16 protein-coding genes are annotated in these 18,067 nt (G+C 68.1%); 8 read left to right on the top strand and 8 right to left on the bottom strand.

Going from position 1 to position 18,067, the window contains the following annotated elements:
* Positions 1-68: 68 nt before the first annotated feature.
* On the top strand, positions 69-797 hold the full coding sequence (locus ACSMFO_RS17015; protein ID WP_436459473.1) for a GntR family transcriptional regulator: 729 nt from the start codon (positions 69-71) through the stop codon (positions 795-797).
* Here ACSMFO_RS17015 and ACSMFO_RS17010 read toward each other — a convergent pair.
* From ACSMFO_RS17010 to ACSMFO_RS16995, 4 genes are read right to left on the bottom strand one after another with little or no spacing between them, the layout of a single operon-like run.
* A complete protein-coding gene (locus ACSMFO_RS17010; RefSeq protein WP_360132051.1) occupies positions 794-2,176 on the bottom strand; it encodes an OFA family MFS transporter in 1,383 nt (460 codons plus the stop codon). The genes ACSMFO_RS17015 and ACSMFO_RS17010 overlap by 4 nt on opposite strands.
* 33 nt (positions 2,177-2,209) lie before the next feature.
* Positions 2,210-4,339, bottom strand: coding sequence for an acetate--CoA ligase family protein (locus ACSMFO_RS17005; RefSeq protein ID WP_436459471.1), 2,130 nt, complete (start codon positions 4,337-4,339; stop codon positions 2,210-2,212).
* A 9-nt stretch (positions 4,340-4,348) separates the two neighbouring features.
* A complete protein-coding gene (frc, locus tag ACSMFO_RS17000; protein WP_378417157.1) occupies positions 4,349-5,578 on the bottom strand; it encodes a formyl-CoA transferase in 1,230 nt (409 codons plus the stop codon).
* Between the two features lie 16 nt (positions 5,579-5,594).
* On the bottom strand, positions 5,595-7,334 hold the full coding sequence (locus ACSMFO_RS16995) for a thiamine pyrophosphate-binding protein (RefSeq protein ID WP_436459470.1): 1,740 nt from the start codon (positions 7,332-7,334) through the stop codon (positions 5,595-5,597).
* 232 nt (positions 7,335-7,566) lie between these two features.
* Here ACSMFO_RS16995 and sucC point away from each other — a divergent pair, with 232 nt between their 5' ends.
* The 3 genes from sucC to ACSMFO_RS16980 are packed head-to-tail and all read left to right on the top strand — an operon-like array spanning position 7,567 to position 10,095.
* On the top strand, positions 7,567-8,730 hold the full coding sequence (sucC, locus tag ACSMFO_RS16990; protein ID WP_436459468.1) for an ADP-forming succinate--CoA ligase subunit beta: 1,164 nt from the start codon (positions 7,567-7,569) through the stop codon (positions 8,728-8,730).
* A 1-nt stretch (position 8,731) separates the two neighbouring features.
* Complete coding sequence (gene sucD, locus ACSMFO_RS16985) at positions 8,732-9,610, top strand: succinate--CoA ligase subunit alpha (RefSeq protein ID WP_436459466.1); 879 nt, start codon at positions 8,732-8,734, stop codon at positions 9,608-9,610.
* Positions 9,607-10,095: a beta-class carbonic anhydrase gene (locus ACSMFO_RS16980; RefSeq protein ID WP_434088599.1), complete on the top strand. Its 489-nt coding sequence runs from the start codon at positions 9,607-9,609 to the stop codon at positions 10,093-10,095. The genes sucD and ACSMFO_RS16980 overlap by 4 nt, the downstream gene beginning before the upstream one ends.
* A 193-nt stretch (positions 10,096-10,288) precedes the next feature.
* On the opposite strand, the gene fdhD is transcribed toward ACSMFO_RS16980, so the two are convergent.
* Entirely contained in the window at positions 10,289-11,116 is an 828-nt protein-coding gene (fdhD, locus tag ACSMFO_RS16975) for a formate dehydrogenase accessory sulfurtransferase FdhD (protein WP_436459464.1), read from the bottom strand.
* On the bottom strand, positions 11,116-12,447 hold the full coding sequence (locus ACSMFO_RS16970; protein ID WP_436459463.1) for an OFA family MFS transporter: 1,332 nt from the start codon (positions 12,445-12,447) through the stop codon (positions 11,116-11,118). Before ACSMFO_RS16970 ends, fdhD begins: the two co-directional genes overlap by 1 nt.
* Before the next feature lie 109 nt (positions 12,448-12,556).
* Here ACSMFO_RS16970 and ACSMFO_RS16965 point away from each other — a divergent pair, with 109 nt between their 5' ends.
* Together ACSMFO_RS16965 and ACSMFO_RS16960 are read left to right on the top strand one after the other, a co-directional pair.
* Positions 12,557-13,711, top strand: a complete 1,155-nt coding sequence (locus ACSMFO_RS16965; protein ID WP_436459462.1) for an epoxide hydrolase family protein — start codon at positions 12,557-12,559, stop codon at positions 13,709-13,711.
* A 43-nt stretch (positions 13,712-13,754) separates the two neighbouring features.
* Positions 13,755-14,570: a MerR family transcriptional regulator gene (locus ACSMFO_RS16960; RefSeq protein WP_436459461.1), complete on the top strand. Its 816-nt coding sequence runs from the start codon at positions 13,755-13,757 to the stop codon at positions 14,568-14,570.
* Positions 14,571-14,822: 252 nt separating this feature from the next.
* Here the strand turns inward: ACSMFO_RS16960 and ACSMFO_RS16955 are convergent, their stop codons facing one another.
* Positions 14,823-15,596 (bottom strand): alpha/beta fold hydrolase, encoded by a 774-nt coding sequence (locus tag ACSMFO_RS16955; protein WP_436459459.1) that lies wholly within the window; start codon positions 15,594-15,596, stop codon positions 14,823-14,825.
* Positions 15,597-15,647: 51 nt separating this feature from the next.
* Between ACSMFO_RS16955 and ACSMFO_RS16950 the strand changes: the two genes are divergently transcribed.
* On the top strand, positions 15,648-16,214 hold the full coding sequence (locus ACSMFO_RS16950) for a GNAT family N-acetyltransferase (protein ID WP_436459458.1): 567 nt from the start codon (positions 15,648-15,650) through the stop codon (positions 16,212-16,214).
* The gene (locus ACSMFO_RS16945) at positions 16,211-16,837 is read left to right on the top strand and encodes a LysE family translocator (RefSeq protein WP_037338861.1); all 627 of its coding nucleotides are present in this window, start codon (positions 16,211-16,213) and stop codon (positions 16,835-16,837) included. The genes ACSMFO_RS16950 and ACSMFO_RS16945 overlap by 4 nt, the downstream gene beginning before the upstream one ends.
* A gap of 22 nt (positions 16,838-16,859) precedes the next feature.
* On the opposite strand, the gene ACSMFO_RS16940 is transcribed toward ACSMFO_RS16945, so the two are convergent.
* A complete protein-coding gene (locus tag ACSMFO_RS16940) occupies positions 16,860-17,918 on the bottom strand; it encodes a cobalamin-independent methionine synthase II family protein (protein ID WP_436459456.1) in 1,059 nt (352 codons plus the stop codon).
* Positions 17,919-18,067 lie beyond the last annotated feature (149 nt).

Genomic DNA, 18,067 nt, shown 5'->3' with positions numbered 1-18,067 from the left:
AGCGGGAATGTCGGGATTTTGCATACCAAAACCTGTATCCTGAATCGGACGAGTCATCCGGAGGTCCTGTGAGCCAGCCCGTTTCACCCCTGCCCGACCGCGGCCCCACCGGTCGCCGCACCAAGGGCACGCTCAACCCGGCGACGGCCAAACACGTCGAGCGGCCCGCTCCCCTGCGCCAGGTCGTGTACGAAGCGCTCGCGGAGCTGATCATCAACCGGACCCTCGAACCCGGCCAGCACCTGGTCGAGGCGGACCTCGCCGAGTACCTGGGCGTCAGCAGGCAGCCGGTCCGCGAGGCGTTGCAGCGTCTGCAGAGCGAGGGCTGGGTCGACCTCCGTCCCGCGCAGGGCGCCTTCGTGCACATGCCCACCGACGAGGAGGCCGATCAACTGCTCAGCGTGCGCACCGTGCTGGAGGCGCACTCCGCCCGGCTCGCCGCCGACAGGGCCGGCGGCGAAGACGTGGAACGCTTGTGGGAACTGCAGAAGACCGGGCTGGAGGCGTTGGCCGCCGACGACACCGAAGGCCTCGTCGCGGCCAACGCCGCGCTCCACGCGTTCATCACCGAACTGTCCGGCAACGCCGTCCTCGCCGAGATGATCGGCATGGTCGACCGCCGCGTCCGCTGGTACTACACCCCGATCGCCCGCCCTCGCAGCCACGACGCCTGGCAGGAACACGAGGACCTGATCAAGGCCATCGCCGCCGGTGACGCCGTCGCCGCCGAACGGATCATGAACCAGCACACCGAGCGCACCCGGCAGGCGTTCCACGAACGTCCGAAAGAGGACTAAGCGGGATTCAGTTCCTGCTCACGCCGGGGCGTGCGCGTCCGCGAACGCCCCGGCTGCCGGAGCAGCAGACTGAGCGCGGCCGCGAGCAGGCTCGTCCCGCCCGCGAGGAAGAAAGCGCCGCCGTAACCCCAGGCCACCACGACCATCGCGCCGACACCGGAGCCGACCAGGCCCGAGATCAGCTTCGAGCTGTAGACCAGGCCGTAGTTGCTGGCGTTGTTGTTCTCGCCGTAGAAGTCCGCCGTCATCGCCGCGAACAGCGGGAAGATCGCGCCGCCGCCGAAGCCGGAGACCATCGAGGCCAGCAGGAACAGCGGCATGCTGCCGATCGAGCCGGACAGGTACACCGCGACCTGCGCGAGGCCGAGCACCACGCAGACCATGAACAGGGTCTGGCGCCGCCCGTAGCGGTCGGAAATCCAGCCGATCACACCGCGGCCGGTGCCGTTGATGATCGCCTTCAGGCTCATCGCGAGCGCGACGATGCCACCCGCGAAACCCATCTCGTTCCCGAACGGGACCTGCATCGCGATGCCGAAGATGTTCACCCCGGCCGTGCACAGCAGGCAGAACCACATCAGCGGCAGCATTCCGGTCCTGAGCGCCTCCTTCGGCGTGTACTGCTTCACCGCCGGCGGGTTCTTCTGCAGGGAACGGCGGACACGGGGATCGTCGGACACCTTCAGCGGATCGACGTGCGCGGGCCACCAGTTCTTCGGCGGGTCCTGGAAGTAGAAGCCGCTGACCGCGACCACCGCCGCCAGGAAGAGGCCGACCACGAGCAGGACGCCCGAGAAATTGGAAAGGTCCATATAGGAGGTGAAGAGGAAGATGAAGGGCACAGAACCGTAGGCGAAACCGCCGTTGACGAAGCCCGTCTTGCCGCCCCTGCGCTCCGGATACCACTTCCCCACCATGTTGACGCAGGTCGCGTACACCAGCCCGGCCCCACCACCGCCGAAGAACCCGAAGCCCAGGTACGCCCAGATCTCGCTGGGCGCGTAGGCGAGCGAAAGGTACGCGAGCAGGGTGCCCACCGCACCGAGCAGCATCGCCGCCTTGGCGGGCAAAGTCCCGTTCTCCCGCATCTTCCCCGCCGGGAAGGCGACGATCGCCTGGAAGAACACCCAGACCCCGAGCAGCCAGAAGATGGTGGCGCCGTGCCAGCCGTGTGCGGCCGACAGCGTCTCCTCCGCCGACGTGAACGCGTATTCCGACGAACTGATGGCCATCATGGCGACCCACGGCAGGATCACCATCGTCCATCGTGGACGGCCCATGATGTCGCGATCGGTTTCGCCGACGCGATAGATCCGGCCGTTCGAATCGATTACTTCCTTGTACGCTCCGGGTGGTTGAGCCGCGGTCGATGACGTCATTGTCATTCTCCTTGGTCGGTTTGGGGCCGGAAATCAGCCGAGCAGTCCCGCGGAACGTGCCCAGCGATACTTCGCACCGAGCACGGCCACCGGTTTCTCCGTCGTGTAGGGATAGGCGACGACACCGTGCTCGTACAGGAAACTGCTGGCCTGTTCGACCTCGACATCGCCTGCCAGCGAGGCGACGACGGGCTTGTGGATCCCCTTCGCCCGATATTCGGAAACGACTTCCGAAACCAGTTCCGCGAAGATCATCGGCGGGGTGACGATAGTATGCCAATAGCCGAGGATCAAGGCATGGATTCGCTCGTCCGCCAAACCGAGCGCGATCGTGTTCCGGTAGGTGGTAGGTGGTTCGCCGCCGGTTATATCCACCGGGTTGCCCGCCGCGCCGAACGGCGGGATGAATTCCCGGAAGGACGCGTCGAGATCGGGCGGGATCTCCATGAGATTCAGCCCGTTGTCCACACAGGCATCCGATAGCAGGACACCGGAGCCGCCCGCACCGGTGATGATCACGACGTTCTCGCCCTTCGGCGTCGGCAACAACGGGATGCCGCGCGCGTATTCGAGAAGATCGTTGAGGCCGGGCGCCCGGATGACCCCGCTTTGGCGCAGGATGTCGTCGTAGACCTTGTCGTCCCCCGCCAGCGCGCCGGTGTGCGAGCTCGCCGCTTTCGCGCCTTGGGACGTGCGGCCCGCTTTGAGGACGACGACCGGTTTCCGCACCGAAACCCGTTTCGCCGTTTCCGCGAACGATCGCCCGTCTTTCAGATCTTCGAGATGCATGGCGATCAGCTCGGTGTTTTCATCGTGTTCGAAGAAGGTGAGCAGATCGTCCTCGTCGATATCGGCCTTGTTGCCGACTCCGACGATCGACGAGACCCCCATTTTCGCCGACCGGCTGAAGCCGAGGATGGCCATCCCGATGCCGCCGCTCTGCGAGGAGAGCGCGACACCGCCCTTGACGTCGTACGGCGTGCAGAACGTCGCCGAAAGGTTCTCCGGCGTGTAGTAGTAGCCGTAGATGTTGGGGCCGAGGATCCGGACGCCGTGCTCGCGCGCGATCGCGACGACCTGGTCCTGGAGTTCGATGTTGCCGGTCTCGCCGAATCCGGACGGGATCAGGATCGCCCCGGCCACCCCTTTCCGGCCGGCCTCCGCCAGCGCGGCGGGGACGAACTTGGCCGGGATGGCGAACACCGCGACGTCGACCTCACCGGGGACGTCGGAAATGCTCGGATAGGCCTTGCGGTCGAGGATCTCGGCGGCCTTGGGGTTGATGGGATGGATCTCGCCCGCGAACCCGCCGTTGACGAGGTTCTTCATCACCGAGTTGCCGATCTTGCCCGCCTCGGCCGACGCGCCGATGACGGCGATCGACGCCGGTTTCATGATCCGGGTCATCGATGCCAGGATCTCCTCCTGGCTGAACCTCATGGGCTCGCGTGCCGCTTCGGGATCCACCAGGATCCGGACGTCCACCGCGGTGGCGCCGTCGGGCGTGGCCAGCACCGGGTTGAGGTCGACCTCGGCCAGTTGCGGGAAATCGGTGACCAAGGTGCCGACGCGCGTGAGCACGTCGGCCAGCGCGTCCCGGCTCACCGGCTCCGCACCACGGACGCCGCGCAGGATCTCCGCGGCCGCGATGCCGTCGATCATCGAGAACGCCTCGTCGCGGTCGAGCGGGGCGAGCCGGAACGTGACGTCCTTGAGCACCTCGACCAGCACCCCGCCGAGGCCGAAGGCGACGATCTTGCCGAAGGTGGTGTCGGTGGTGGCGCCGACGATCACCTCCTGGCCACTGCTGAGCATCCGCTGCACCTGCACGCCCGTGATCTCGGCGTCGGCGTCGTACGCCTCGGCGTTGGCGACGATGGTCCGGAAGCCGTCCGCCACCGCGTCGGCGGTCGCGAGGCCGACCAGCACCCCGCCCGCCTCCGTCTTGTGCAGGATGTCCGGTGAGACGATCTTCAGCACCACGGGGAGGCCGATCTCCTCCGCCTGTGCGACGGCCTCCTCCGCGGTGGTGGCCAGCCGTTCCGCCGGGGTCGGGATCCCGTAGGCCTCGCACACCTGGCGGCCTTCCGGCGCGGTGAGCGAGGTCCGCCCCTCGGCGGCGACCTTCTCGAGGATCTTCTCGACGATCTCTTTGTCTGCCATGCGTTCTCCTCAGATCACGCCGGCCGCGCGCAGCCGGTCCAGGTCGTCCGCGCCGTAGCCGAGTTCGCCGAAGACCTCGGCGTTGTGCTCGCCGAGCAGCGGCGAGCGTTCGACCTCGACCGGCGAATCCGACAGCTTCAGCGGGCAGCCCACGGTCTTGAAGGCACCGCGTTCGGGGTGGTCGACTTCGACGACCGAGCCGAGCTCGGCCAAGGTGGCGTCCTCGGCGAGCTCCCTGGTGGACAGGATCGGACCGCAGGGGATGTTGTGGGCGTTGAGCGCCTCCATCACCTCCCATTTGGTGTGCTTCTCGGTCCACTCCTCGATCATCCCGAAGGCTTTGTCCAATTTGGACAGCCGCGCCTCCGGGGTGGCCCAGTCCGGATCCTCGGCCAGTTCGGGTTTGCCGATCAGCCGGGTGATCGGCTGCCAGCCGACCGGCTGGATGATCACGTAGATGTAGTCGTTCGGTCCGCCCGGCGCGCATTTCACCGCCCAGCCAGGCTGACCACCACCGGACGCGTTGCCCGAACGCGGGACCTCGTCGCCGAAGACGTCGTTCGGATACTCGTCGAGCGGGCCGTGCGCGAGCCGTTGCTGATCGCGGAGCTTGACCCGGCAGAGGTTCAGCACGGCGTCCTGCATCGCGACCTGGACCCGCTGCCCGCGGCCGGTATTCGTCCGCTGGTAGAGCGCGGCCAGGATCGCGGCGACCAGGTGGATGCCCGTCCCCGAGTCCCCGATCTGCGCGCCTGTCGCGGTAGGCGGGCCGTCCTCGAAGCCGGTGGTGCTCATCGCGCCGCCCATCGCCTGCGCGATGACCTCGTAAGCCTTGAAGTCCGCGTACCGGCCGGGCCCGAAGCCCTTGATCGAGGCGTAGATCAGCCGCGGGTTCAGCTCCGCCAGCCGTTCCCACGGGTAGCCGAACCGGTCGACCACGCCGGGCCCGAAGTTCTCCACCAGGACGTCCACACTGGACACGAGCTGGTCGAATACCTGCTTTCCCTGCTCGCTCTTCATGTTCAGGGTGATGCTGCGTTTGTTGGCGTTGAGCATCGTGAAGTAGAGGCTGTCCACCCCGGGCAGGTCCCGGAGCTGGCCGCGGGTGATGTCGCCGCGGCCGGGGGTCTCCAGTTTGATCACGTCCGCGCCGAGCCAGGCCAGGATCTGCGTGGACGAAGGTCCTGATTGGACATGCGTCATGTCGAGGACGCGGACGCCGTCGAGCGCCTTTCCCATCGATGATCCCTCCCGGCTACTTGTACATGGTCTGGTTCATGGTTCCGGGCGCGTACACGTCCGGGTCGATCCAAACGTTGATCAGCGAAGGCTTTCCGGACTCGCGGGCCCGCAGCAGCGCCGGGCCGATGTCCGCGGGGTCGCGCACGGCCTCGCCGTACCCGCCGAGCATCCGGGCGAATTCGTCGTAGGGGACGTCGCCGAGTGTGTTGCCGACCCGTTCCCGGCCGAGGCCGTACTTCGCCGCCTGGCCGTACCGGATCTGGTTCATCGAGGAGTTGTTGCCGACGATGCCGACGAACGGCAGATTGAAGCGCACCAAGGTCTCGAAGTCCCAGCCGGTCAGGCTGAACGCGCCGTCGCCGAAGAGGGCGACGACCTCCTTTTCCGGCCGCGCGTGCTTCGCGGCGAGGACGAACGGGATCCCGACGCCGAGTGTGCCGAGTGGCCCGGGGTCCATCCAATGTCCCGGCGACTTCGGCTGGACGACCTGTCCGGAGAACGTCACGATGTCGCCGCCGTCGCCGATGTAGAGCGAATCCTCGGTGAGGAATTCGTTGATCTCGTGCACCAGCCGGTACGGGTGGATCGGGCTCGCGTCGGAATGCCGCAGCGGCAGGCGCTTCTGTTTCGCCTTCGCCTCCACGTCCTGGAGTTCTTCCAACCAGACCTTGCGCGCGACGGCACCGTTGTCGACCCGCCCTGTGGCCGCCTCCGCGACCGCGGCCAGTACCTGCCCCGCGTCGCCGACGATGCCGAGGTCGACGTCCCGGTTCTTCCCGACGGTGCGGTAGTCGAGGTCGATCTGCACGACGGTCGCGTCCGGCGAGAGCCGTTTGCCGTAGCCCATCCGGAAGTCGAACGGCGTGCCGACGATGACGATCACGTCGGCGTTGTCGAAGGCGTACCGGCGCGAGAGCTGGAAGTGGTGCGGATCGCCGGGCGGCAGCGTGCCGCGGCCGGCGCCGTTCATGTACGCCGGGATGTTCAGCCCGCGCACCAGCTCGGTCGCCGGCCCGGTGGCTCGGGTCGTCCACACCTGGCTGCCGAGCAGAATGGCCGGCTTCTTCGCGTGGACCAGCAGATCAGCGAGTTTCTCGATGTCGGCCGGATCGCCGGCGTTCCGGGTGGACGCCCGGTACCGGCCCTCGGTGGGGATCCGTGCCTTGTCCACCGGGACCTTCGCGTCGAGGACGTCCCGGGGAATCTCCAAAAAGGACGGACCGGGCGCGCCGTGGTAGCACTCACGGAACGCCATCGAGACCAGGTCCGCGACCCGCGCGGTATGCGGGACGGTCGCGGAGAACTTGGTGATCGGCGCCATCATGTCGACGTGCGGAAGATCCTGCAGTGAGCCCATCTTGTGCTGCGTCAGCGCTCCTTGCCCGCCGATGAGCAGCATGGGGCTCTCCGCGCGCAGAGCGTTCGCGACCCCGGTGACGGCGTCCGTGGTCCCCGGCCCCGCGGTGACGACCGCGCAGCCGGGGCGGCCGGTGATCCGCGCGTAACCGTCGGCCGCGTGCGCCGCGACCTGCTCGTGCCGGACGTCGATGACTTCGATGCCCTCGTCGACGCAGCCGTCGTAGATGTCGATGATGTGCCCGCCGCACAACGTGAAGATCGTGTCGACGCCCTCCGCCTTGAGCGCCTTGGCCACCAGGTGGCCGCCGGAGATCAGGTCCGGGGCGGGTTCGGAACCGTTGGTGGTGGCCTTCGTCGCGGTGTCCCCCGCAGCGGTGCCGGTCGTTGGCGCCATCGTTCAACTCCTCTTTCTCGCACGCCGGACCTCTCTGATCCGTGCGCTCGTTTCCGGATCTGCTCCGTCCGCCCGCCCCTGCTCGAAGCCCCTGGTCGCGGCCGACTGTAGATTGCATACCGTATGAGGTAGGCATATAGTTACTCTTCGAACGCTCCGGTGTCCAGGGCCGCAAGCAGGTTTTCCCGGCCGCCCCCGGGGCTCGTCCTCTTCCGCGGAGAAAGGACTTCACGTGGACCTTTTCGAGCACGAGGCACGGGATCTCTTCGAGCGGCACGGCGTCCCGGTCCCCCGGGGAAAGGTCGTCACCACACCGGAATCCGCGAGGGCGGTCGCCGCCGAACTGGGTGGATCCGTCGTGGTCAAGGCACAGGTGAAGACCGGCGGGCGCGGTAAAGCCGGCGGAGTGAAGGTCGTCCACTCCCCCGACGACGCCGAACAAGCCGCCGAGGACATCCTCGGCATGGACATCAAGGGACACCGCGTGCACAAGGTGCTCGTCACCGAAGCCGGCGCGATCGCCGAGGAGTACTACTTCTCCTTCTTGCTCGACCGCGCGGCCCGGACCTTCCTCGCGATGGCGTCGGCGGAAGGCGGGATGGACATCGAGACGGTCGCGGCCACGAAACCCGGGGCGCTGGCCCGGATCCCCGTCGATCCGCTGACCGGTGTGGACACCGCGCTGGCGAACCGGATCGTCGAAGCCGCCGGGCTGCCCACGGCGGCCGTGGACGCGGTGTGTGCACTGTGGACGGTCTTCACCGAGGAAGACGCCACGCTCGTCGAGGTCAACCCGCTCGTGCTGACCACGGACGGGACGGTCGTCGCGGTCGACGGGAAGGTCACCCTCGACGCCAACGCCGCGTTCCGGCAGCCGTCCCACGCCGGGTTCGTCGATTCGCCGGACGAGAACCCGCTCGAACGCAGGGCGCGCGAGGCCGGTCTCAACTACGTCAAGCTGGACGGCGACATCGGCGTGATCGGCAACGGCGCCGGCCTGGTGATGTCCACTTTGGACGTCGTGGCCGCCGCCGCGGCGGAAGCGGGTGCCCGAGGGCCCGCGAACTTCCTCGACATCGGCGGTGGCGCGTCGGCCGAGATCATGGCGGCCGGGCTCGGCGTCATCCTGGACGACGAACAGGTGCGCAGCGTCTTCGTCAACGTCTTCGGCGGGATCACCGCTTGCGACGCCGTCGCCGCCGGGATCGTCCGCGCGCTCGCCCTGCTCGGCGACCGCGCAGCCAAACCGCTCGTGGTGCGGCTCGACGGCAACAACGTCGCCGAAGGCAGGCGGATCCTCGTCGAGGCCGCGCATCCCTTGGTGACCCTGGTGGACACGATGGACGACGCCGCCACCGCGGCGGCGAAACCGGCGGCCGCGGAACCGGAGGCGTGAGATGGCGATCTTCCTCGACGAACACAGCAAGGTCATGGTCGCGGGCATGACCGGCGCCGAGGGGCGCAAGCACACCGCGCGCATGCTGGCCGCGGGTACGAACGTCGTCGGCGGGATCAACCCGCGCAAAGCCGGACAGGACTTCCTGCTCTCCGGGCGCGCTTTGCCGGTATTCGGCAATACCGCCGAAGCCGTCGCGGCGACCGGCGCGGACGTCTCGGTGCTCTTCGTCCCGCCGCCCGCGGTGAAGGACGCCGTCATCGAGGCTGTCGACGCCGGAGTCGGGATGGCGGTCGTCATCACCGAAGGGGTTCCGGTGCACGACGCGGCCGCTTTCTGGTCTCACGCGCAGGGAAGCCCGACACGGGTGATCGGGCCGAACTGCCCGGGTGTGATCAGCCCCGGCCGGTCCAACGCCGGCATCATCCCGGACGGGATCACGAAACCCGGCCGGATCGGGCTGGTCTCGAAATCCGGCACGCTGACGTATCAGCTGATGCACGAACTGCGCGAACACGGGTTTTCGACCTGCGTCGGCATCGGCGGTGACCCGATCATCGGCACTACCCACATCGACGTCGTCGAAGCGTTCGAAAAGGACCCCGAGACCGACGTGATCGTGCTCATCGGGGAGATCGGTGGAGACGCCGAGGAGCGGGCCGCCGACTACATCCGGGCGAGGGTGAGCAAACCCGTCGTCGGCTACATCGCCGGATTCACCGCGCCGGCGGGCAAGACGATGGGGCACGCCGGCGCGATCGTGTCCGGGACCGGCGGAACCGCCGAAGCGAAGAAGAAGGCTCTGGAGGCGGCCGGGATCCAGGTCGGCCGCACGCCGAGCGAGACCGCGGCGATCGTCCGGGAAACCCTCCTCCGGTGAGCGAGATCGACGCGCTGCTGGTGAACGCGCGAGCCTACAAGGAAACCGTGGGCGACGCGACGAGGCGGCCACGGCGGCGGATCGCCGTCGTGGCCTGCATGGACGCGCGGATCAGCGTGTACCGGCTCCTCGGGCTCCGCGAGGGCGAGGCACACGTCATCCGGAACGCGGGCGGCGCGGTGACCGAGGACGCGATCCGGTCCTTGACCGTGAGCCAGCGTCTGCTCGGCACCCGCGAGATCGTGCTCATCCACCATCACGACTGCGGGATGCGGATGTTCACCGACACCGATTTCGCCCGCCAGATCGAGGCGAGCACGGGGATCCGGCCGCCGTGGGCGGCGGAGACGTTCACCGACTCCGCCCAGGACGTCCGGCAGTGCATCGCGCGGCTGCGGACGTCGCCGTTCCTGCTCCACACCGCCTCGGTACGCGGGTTCGTGTACGACGAGCGGACGGGGAAGCTCGCCGAAGTTTCCTGCTGAGAGAGAGTTACCCGGGGGAAAGGTAGTTCTCGGTACCTGATTCGCACGCGCTCGCGCTGGGGTCGTGAGTGATGAAGCGGGTTAGAACGACCATTGCCACTTACGCCTCGCTCATGTGACGTGTTACGAAAGCCACTTTCGCAACGTTGAAGGTTGCGAAAGTGGCTTTCGCAACGTCAGCTGAACAACAAGGTCAGGACAAGCCGAGGCGGTCCGCGCGGCTGTAGACGTTCATCGACGTGCCCCGCAGGAACCCCACCAACGTCAGGCCCATCTCCGCGGCGAGGTCCACGGCCAGCGACGACGGCGCGGAAACCGCCGCCAGCACCGGAATCCCGGCCATGACCGCCTTCTGCACCAGCTCGAACGACGCCCGTCCGCTGACCATCAGCACCGTTCCGGACAGCGGCAGCCTCCCCTGGCGTGCCGCCCAGCCGACCACCTTGTCGACGGCGTTGTGTCTGCCGACGTCTTCCCGCAGGCACAGCAGCTCCCCTGCCGCGCTGAACAGACCCGCCGCGTGGAGCCCGCCGGTGCGGTCGAAGACCAGTTGCGCGGTCCGGAGCCGATCCGGCAGTTCGGCCACTGTGGACGGTGAGATCACCAAACCATCGCCGTCCACCGGCCAGGTCGCGGTCGTCCGCACGGCGTCGAGGCTCGCCTTGCCACAGAGTCCGCACGACGACGTGGTGTAGAAGTTGCGCTCCAAGGAGGCGTCGGGAGGGGCGACGCCGTCGGCGAGGACGACGTCCAGCACGTTGTAGGTGTTGGCCCCGTCGGCCGTCGCGCCCGCGCAGTAGCGGATCGACCGGATGTCGTCGCTCGACCGTGAAACCCCTTCGCCCACCAGGAAACCGGCCGCGAGATCGAAGTCGTGACCGGGAGTGCGCATCGTGATCGTCAAGGGTTTGCCGCCGACGCGGATCTCCAGCGGTTCTTCGACGGTCAGCGTGTCCGGTCGGGCACCGGGCACGCCCTCCACGACGCGGACCACCCGCCGCCTGCTCGTCACCCGGCCCATCAGCGGATCGCCGGCAGCAGTGATTTCGGCCGTCCCGGCTGGGAAAGCCGTCCGCCGAGCAGCGCACCGAGAACGCTGAGCGCGCCCGCGACGGCGAACGCGCCGAGATAGCCGTGGGTGGACACGACGAACGCGGCGAGGCCGACTCCGAGCAGTGCCCCGACGGCTTTGGCGGAGTACAGCACCCCGAAGTTCTGCAGCGCGGACTCCTCGCCGAAGTAGTCGCGGACCAGGGACACCAGCAGCGAGTAGCAACTCCCGTTGCCGAGCCCCGCCAACGCGGCACCGGCGACGAGCCCCACCGCGTTGTGGCCCGCGTAGAGCAGGACGAACTGGGCGATCCCGCCCGTGGCCAAGGCCAGGCGCAGGATCCGGCGGCGGCCGAGCCGGTCGGACAGCCCGCCGAGCAGGACCCGTCCGGCGCCGGTCACCCCGGCGAGCACCGCGAGGGCGACGGCGGCGAGCACCGGCCCGCCTCCTTGCGCGGCGACGAACGTCGCGAGATAGGCGACGTCGAAGAGCAGGACGGCGGCGGCCAGCACGACGATGAGGTACATCGCCACCGCGGTCGGGCACCGGAGCACCTCCGACGGCCGGTACTCGCGCAGGGCGGGCCGGTTGACCGCGACGCCGCGATTGCGCACCTTGTCGGCCGCCCACACGCGCGGATCCGGGTGTTCCGGCCACCACCGGGGCGGCGGATCACGCAGAAGCACCGCGGTGCTCGCGATCATCATCAGCACGGCCACCGCGACGACGTCCAGGAGCGGCCGCCGAGTGCCCTCCGTCAGCCAGAAACCCCCGGCCAGCACGAAAACCACGCTCCCATAGGCGAAAGCCCCGCTGACGGCGCCGACCCGGGCCGGGACGCGATCGGGGAACCAGTTCATCACCGTGCCGACGCAGGTCGCGTAGACGACACCCGTCCCGATTCCGCCGAGCACCGAGTAGCCGATGAACATCGTGAGCAGAGTGCTCGCGTGCCCCAAGCTGAACATGCCGGTGGAACAGAGCACCCCGCCGATGATCACCGCCACCGCGGGCGGGAACATCCCGCGCTCGCGCAGCCTGGCGACCGGATACACCACGCACGCCTGGCACACCGTCCAGAGCGCGAAGGAGACGACCACTTCCGGGAACGTCCATCCGTAGGTGGCCATCAGGACCGGTGCTACGACACCGAAGCCGTACTGCTGGATCCCGGCGGCGAACATCGCGGTCCAGCTCAGCCACGACATCCACGACCGCGGCTTGCCGAGCAGGTCCACGTCGCTTTCGCCGACGCGATACCGGCGGCCGTAGTGGTCTCGCAGAATTCGAGGATCGGGCATGGGTCCCACCCCACTCACGGCAGATTGTATACAGTATGTAGTTTGGTTATAGCACTCGTCCCGCCGGAAGTCCACGAATTGTCGGACCCCCTCGTTAGCGTCGGCCGTCATGGACACCACGCCCTTCCGAGCCCGGATCCCGGAGGCCGATCTCGAAGACCTCCGCGACCGGCTCCGTCGCGCCCGCTGGCCCGAGGAGGAGACCGTCGACGACTGGTCACAAGGCGTTCCCGCCGCTTACCTGCGCGAATTGTGCTCGTACTGGGCCGATACGTACGACTGGCGAGCCGCGGAGTCCAGGCTCAACGCGTTCCCCCAGTTCCGAGCCGAGATCGACGGGCTCGGCATCCACTACCTGCACGTCCGCTCCCCGCATCCCGGCGCGCTGCCGCTGATCCTCACCCATGGCTGGCCGGGTTCGGTCTTCGAGTTCCTCGACGTGCTCGGCCCGCTCACCGATCCGGTCGCCCACGGCGGGGACGCGGCGGACGCCTTCCACGTCGTCGTCCCGTCGCTGCCCGGGTACGGCTTCAGCGACAAACCCGCCCGCGCCGGCTGGTCGATCCAGCGCATCGCCGACGCGTGGATCCACCTCATGGACGGCCTGGGCTACGAGCGCTTCGGCGCCCAGGGCGGCGATTGGGGCACCAGCATCACCACACTCATGGGGCGGAAGGCGCCCGAGCGGCTGGCGGGAATCCACCTCTCCCCGCCGCTGGCCGCGCCGGATCCGGCGACGTTCGGCGAACTGACCGAGTCGGAACGGAAATCGCTCGACGACCTCGAAGTCGCCAAGGCGGACGGTTCGGGTTACGCGATCCAGCAGGCGACGAGGCCACAGACGATCGGCTACGCCCTGGCCGACTCGCCGGTCGCGTTGTGCGCGTGGATCGTCGAGAAGTTCCAGGCGTGGACCGATTGCGACGGCCAGCCGGAGAACGCGCTGAGCCGGGACGCGATGCTCGACGACATCACGCTGTACTGGCTGACCGGCACCGGCGCCTCGTCCGCCCGCCTGTACTGGGAGAGTTTCGCCGAGGTGTCGGCCTGGTTCTCCGAATCCACTGTGGACACGATCACCGTGCCGACGGGGTGTTCGGTCTTCCCGCGCGAGATCCCGCGTCCGTCCCGCCGGTGGACCGAGCGCCGGTTCACCGACATCCGGTACTGGAACGAACCGGAGCGGGGCGGCCACTTCGGGGCGTTCGAGCATCCGGGCGTCTTCACGGAGGAGGTGCGTTCGTTCTTCCGGCTCGTGCGGTGACCGTTGACTGTGACACCGTGTCAGGCTGTCTGGTGGGAGGACCATGTTCGGTATCGGAGACTTCGCCAAGCACGGCCGGGTGTCGGTCCGGATGCTGCGTCACTACGACGCCATCGGGCTGCTGCGGCCCGCCCACGTCGACCCGTTCAGCGGCTACCGGTCCTACACCGGCGAGCAGCTGGCCAGGCTCAACCGGGTGATCGCGCTCAAGGACCTCGGCTTCACGCTCACCCAGGTGCAGGAGATCCTCGACGCGGAGATCGGCGTCGACGAGTTGCGCGGAATGCTGCGGCTGCGGCGTGCCGAACTCGAAGCGGCCATCGCGGCCGACGAGGCGCGGCTCAAGGCCGTCGAAGCGAGGCTCCGGTCGATCGAAAACGAGGGAACCATGCCTTCCGAAGACGTCGTCGTCAAAAGTCTGCCCGCGGTGCGCGTCGCCGAGCTCACCGGGACGGCGGACGGATACGTGAACGAGGAGATCGGGCCCGTCGTGCAAGGGCTCTACAAGCAACTGTTCGGCGCGCTCGGCCCGATCACGCCGTCCGGGCCGCTCATCGCCTACTACGAAGACGACCCCGACGGCGAACGGGTGCTGATCCACGCCGCCGTCCCGATCTCGGCCGAAACCGACGGCACCGAAGGCTTCTCGACCGTCCGCCTCGCCGAAGTCGAGACCGCGGCGACGATCCTGCACCGCGGTTCGATGGAGACCGTGCTTTCCAGCTACCAGGCGCTGGCGAAATGGGTCGACGCGCACGGCTACCGCGCGAACGGCCCGGCGCGGGAGTTCTACCTCGAATGCCCGGACGACGGGGACCAGTGGGTCACCGAGCTGCAGCAGCCGATCACCAAGGCCTGACCAGGTCGTGGAGTGCCCGCGCCTCGTGAGTGGCAAGGACGGTTGGGCCAGGAGTCGTCCATCTGATCACCCGTGTCGTCCACGCACGACCGCTGGGTGCCGGCCTTGACTGGGGTTGCGAAAGCCACTTTCGCAACGTTGAAGCTTGCGAAAGTGGCTTTCGCGACACCTCACGAACCGAAGCGTGGGACTGACGACAGCCGGAAGCCGATAGGCAGCCAAGACACCCTCGGTTAGGACCGTCCTTGCCACTCACGAGGCCGCGAGGAAATCGGTCACGGCGGCCCTGAACTCCCCAGGCGCCTCAAGCCAAGGCACGTGCCCGACCCCGTCGAACCGCACCCGGGTCACCGAAGGCAACGCCTGCTCCAGCGAGTCGACGGCCCACCGTGGCCGGGTGTCCGCCATCCCGTCCACGATCAGCGTCGGCACCCGCAGCGACCGGCAGGCCGCGACGAGTTCCGCCTCCGGCACCGTCCGCATCTCCTCGCTCAGCGCCGCGTTCGCCTCGTAGTTGACCGGAAACCAAGGCGTCGCCATCGCTTCGGCGTGGCGCTCGCCGTCGGTCACGAAATCGGCGGTCCATTGCCGTACCGCGCGTTCGCGGCCTTCCCCGCGGAGCTCCTCCCCCAGCACCCGCTCGAAGTTCCGCTTGAACTCCGCGTGCCATTCGTGCCCGAGGCCGACCCCCGACACGTAAACGAGCGCGCTCACTCGTTCCGGGTGTGCGAGCGCGTACAGAAGGGCGAGGTGCGCACCCCACGAATGCCCGAGGACCGGGACGCGATCCAGGACATGCCACTCCCGGACGGCGTCGACGTCGGCGACCATCCGTTCGAGTGTGTACGGGCCGCGTGCTTCCGAACGCCCGGCACCGCGCTGATCCCATCGGATCAACCGCAATCGCGGACCGAGGTCGAGGGTGCCGAACATGTCCCACAGGCCGGGACCGCCGTGGCAGCACAGGATCGGCTCGCCCCGGCCGGTCGCCGAGGTCCACAGTTCACATCCGTCGTCGGTGATCACCACGGGATTATCCGATGGGCGACGGCGCCTTGATTGGCTATCTTCCGCGGCATGACGACCTACACGCCGCCGCAGCGGGCGGCCACCCTCGCCGACGCGCCCGCCATCTCGGCGCTGATGCGGGCCTCGGTGCTGGAGTTGTTCCCCCGGTACTACGACGAGCGGCAGACCCTCAGCGCGGCCGAACATATCGCGAGCCTCGATCTGCGGTTGATCGAAGACGGCACCTACTTCGTCCACGAGGCCGACGGCGAGATCGTCGCCTGCGGGGGTTGGAGCAGGCGCAACAGAACGCACGCCGGCGCGGGCGACGCGGCGGACGACGACCGCCCTCTCGATCCGGCCATCGAACCGGCGCGGGTGCGCGCCATGTTCGTCCGCGCCGACTGGACCCGGCGCGGGCTCGGGCGCGCGATCCTCGAGTCCTGCCGTCTCGCGGCGAAGGCAGAGGGCTTCAGCTCGCTCACCCTGACGGCGACGCTGCCCGGCGTCCCGCTGTACCTCGCGTTCGGCTTCACCGAGGTCGAACGGGTGACGGTGACGACGCCCGACGGGGTGGACGTGCCGGGTGCCGTGATGGCCAGGGACATCGACGAGCCGGATAGCATCGAAGCATGATTTCCGGGGCCACCGCACTCTCGTTCGTCTTGATCTGCCTGCTCGGGGCGATGGCACCGGGCCCGGATTTCCTGGTGGTGACCCGCAGCGCGATCCTCGGCGGGCGCAAGGCCGGCATCTCCGCCGGACTCGGCATCGCGCTCGGCGTCTTCGTCTGGGTGGTCGCGATCGCGCTCGGGGTCGCGGCGATCCTCACCGCTTCGGCGATCGCGTTCACCGTGGTGAAGCTGATCGGCGCCGCGTATCTGATCTTCCTCGGCGTCAAGGCGTGGCTGGCGGTGCGCCGCGGCGACTACAGCGAACTCAAGGACAAGGTCGCACCGGTCATCGCGCCCAAGGAGGCGTTCCGGCAGGGACTGCTCACCAACCTGCTCAACCCGAAGGTCGCGATGTTCTTCCTCGCGCTCATCCCCCAGTTCCTCCCGCATTCGGCCTCGACCGCGCAGACCCTGCAGCTCGCCGTGCTGGCCACCACGGTGGCCGTCGTCTGGACGTTCGTCCTCGCGACGCTGGTCGGTTCGCTGCGGCGGTTCTTCAGCTCCGGCCGCGTCCGGCGCATGATGGACGCGGTGATGGGCACCTTCCTGGTCGGACTCGGCATCCGGGTCGCGGTCCAGAACTGACGAAGGCGCCCATCACGCGGCGTCAGAGCGCTTCGGCGGCGAGACGCGTCCCTTCGACGCGGGCGGCGATCTTGGCGAACGCGATGTCCCGCGACGTCGAGGTGTCGTCGGCGAACGGTGAGAACCCACAGTCGTCACAGGTGCCCAGCCGCTCCGGCGGGAGGTATCGCGCCGCCTGAAGAACCCTGTCCCGGACCTCCTCGGCGGTTTCGACCCGCGGGTCGATCGGGTCGGTCACGCCGACGAAGACCCGCTGTTCCGGCCCCGCGTGCTCGGCGATCACGCGCAACGCCCGTTCGGGATCCGCCTCGCTGGCGAGCTGGACGTAGACGTTGCCGACCTTCAGCTGGAAAAGCGTCGGCAGCAGTCCTGCGTAATCGACATCGAGGCTGTGCACGGAGTCCTGGTCCCCACCGGGACAGGTGTGCACGCCGATCTTCTTCCGCTCCTCGTCGGAGAAGCGGTCCAGAACCGCGTTGTTCAAGTCCACAAAGGACTGGAGCAGGCCGCCCGACGGATCGAGCTTCAGCGACAACCTGGCCTCGGTGAAGTCGATCTGCACGCTGTCCGCGCCCGCGTCGAGACTGCGGCGGATATCGGCCTCCGCTTCGTTCACCAGGTCGGCGATGAACTGTTCTTTGTCATATCCCGCCAATTCCTCACCGGGATAGACGAGACTGATCGCCGAAGCCGCGATCACCGCCTGCTTCACCGGTTTGGTCGCATACTTCTTCGCCTCACGCAGATAGGAGTCGGCGTAGGCCTGATAGCGGAACGGCCCGGCGGTGAGCCTCGGGAGCTGCCGGGTGTGCCCGTCAGCGAACGGGATCACGACGCCGTCCGGTGCCAGCGAAGTCAGGCCTGCCAAGGGATACGTGGCGAAGCTCGGCTTACCCTGTTCGCCGTCGGTGATGACCGGGGAGCCGGTCTCCTCCAGGCGCTTGATGGTGTCCACGAGAGCTTTTTCGTGCAACTCGCCGAGTCCGTCGGCGTCGAGCCGCCCTGCCGCGTGCTCACCGAGCGCCTCGATGAGATAGCCGGGCCGGGGAATGCTGCCGATCGGTTCGGTGGGAATGGTCATCGCTCAGGTCCTCCCAGATGGCGCAAGCGCGGCCACCCTGGCCACAGGCGCAGAAGCTACCGAGATCTCTCTTCCCTGACGATCTTTTCCCGTGCCGAAACCCCTAATGGCGCAACCATTCGATCGAAATCGATCTTCTTTCGCCCGTG

This window comes from Amycolatopsis sp. w19 (assembly GCF_051373225.1).
Lineage (GTDB): Bacteria > Actinomycetota > Actinomycetes > Mycobacteriales > Pseudonocardiaceae > Amycolatopsis > Amycolatopsis japonica.
Note: the sequence above shows the minus strand (reverse complement) of the source record. Positions and strands in the feature narration are given on the sequence as shown.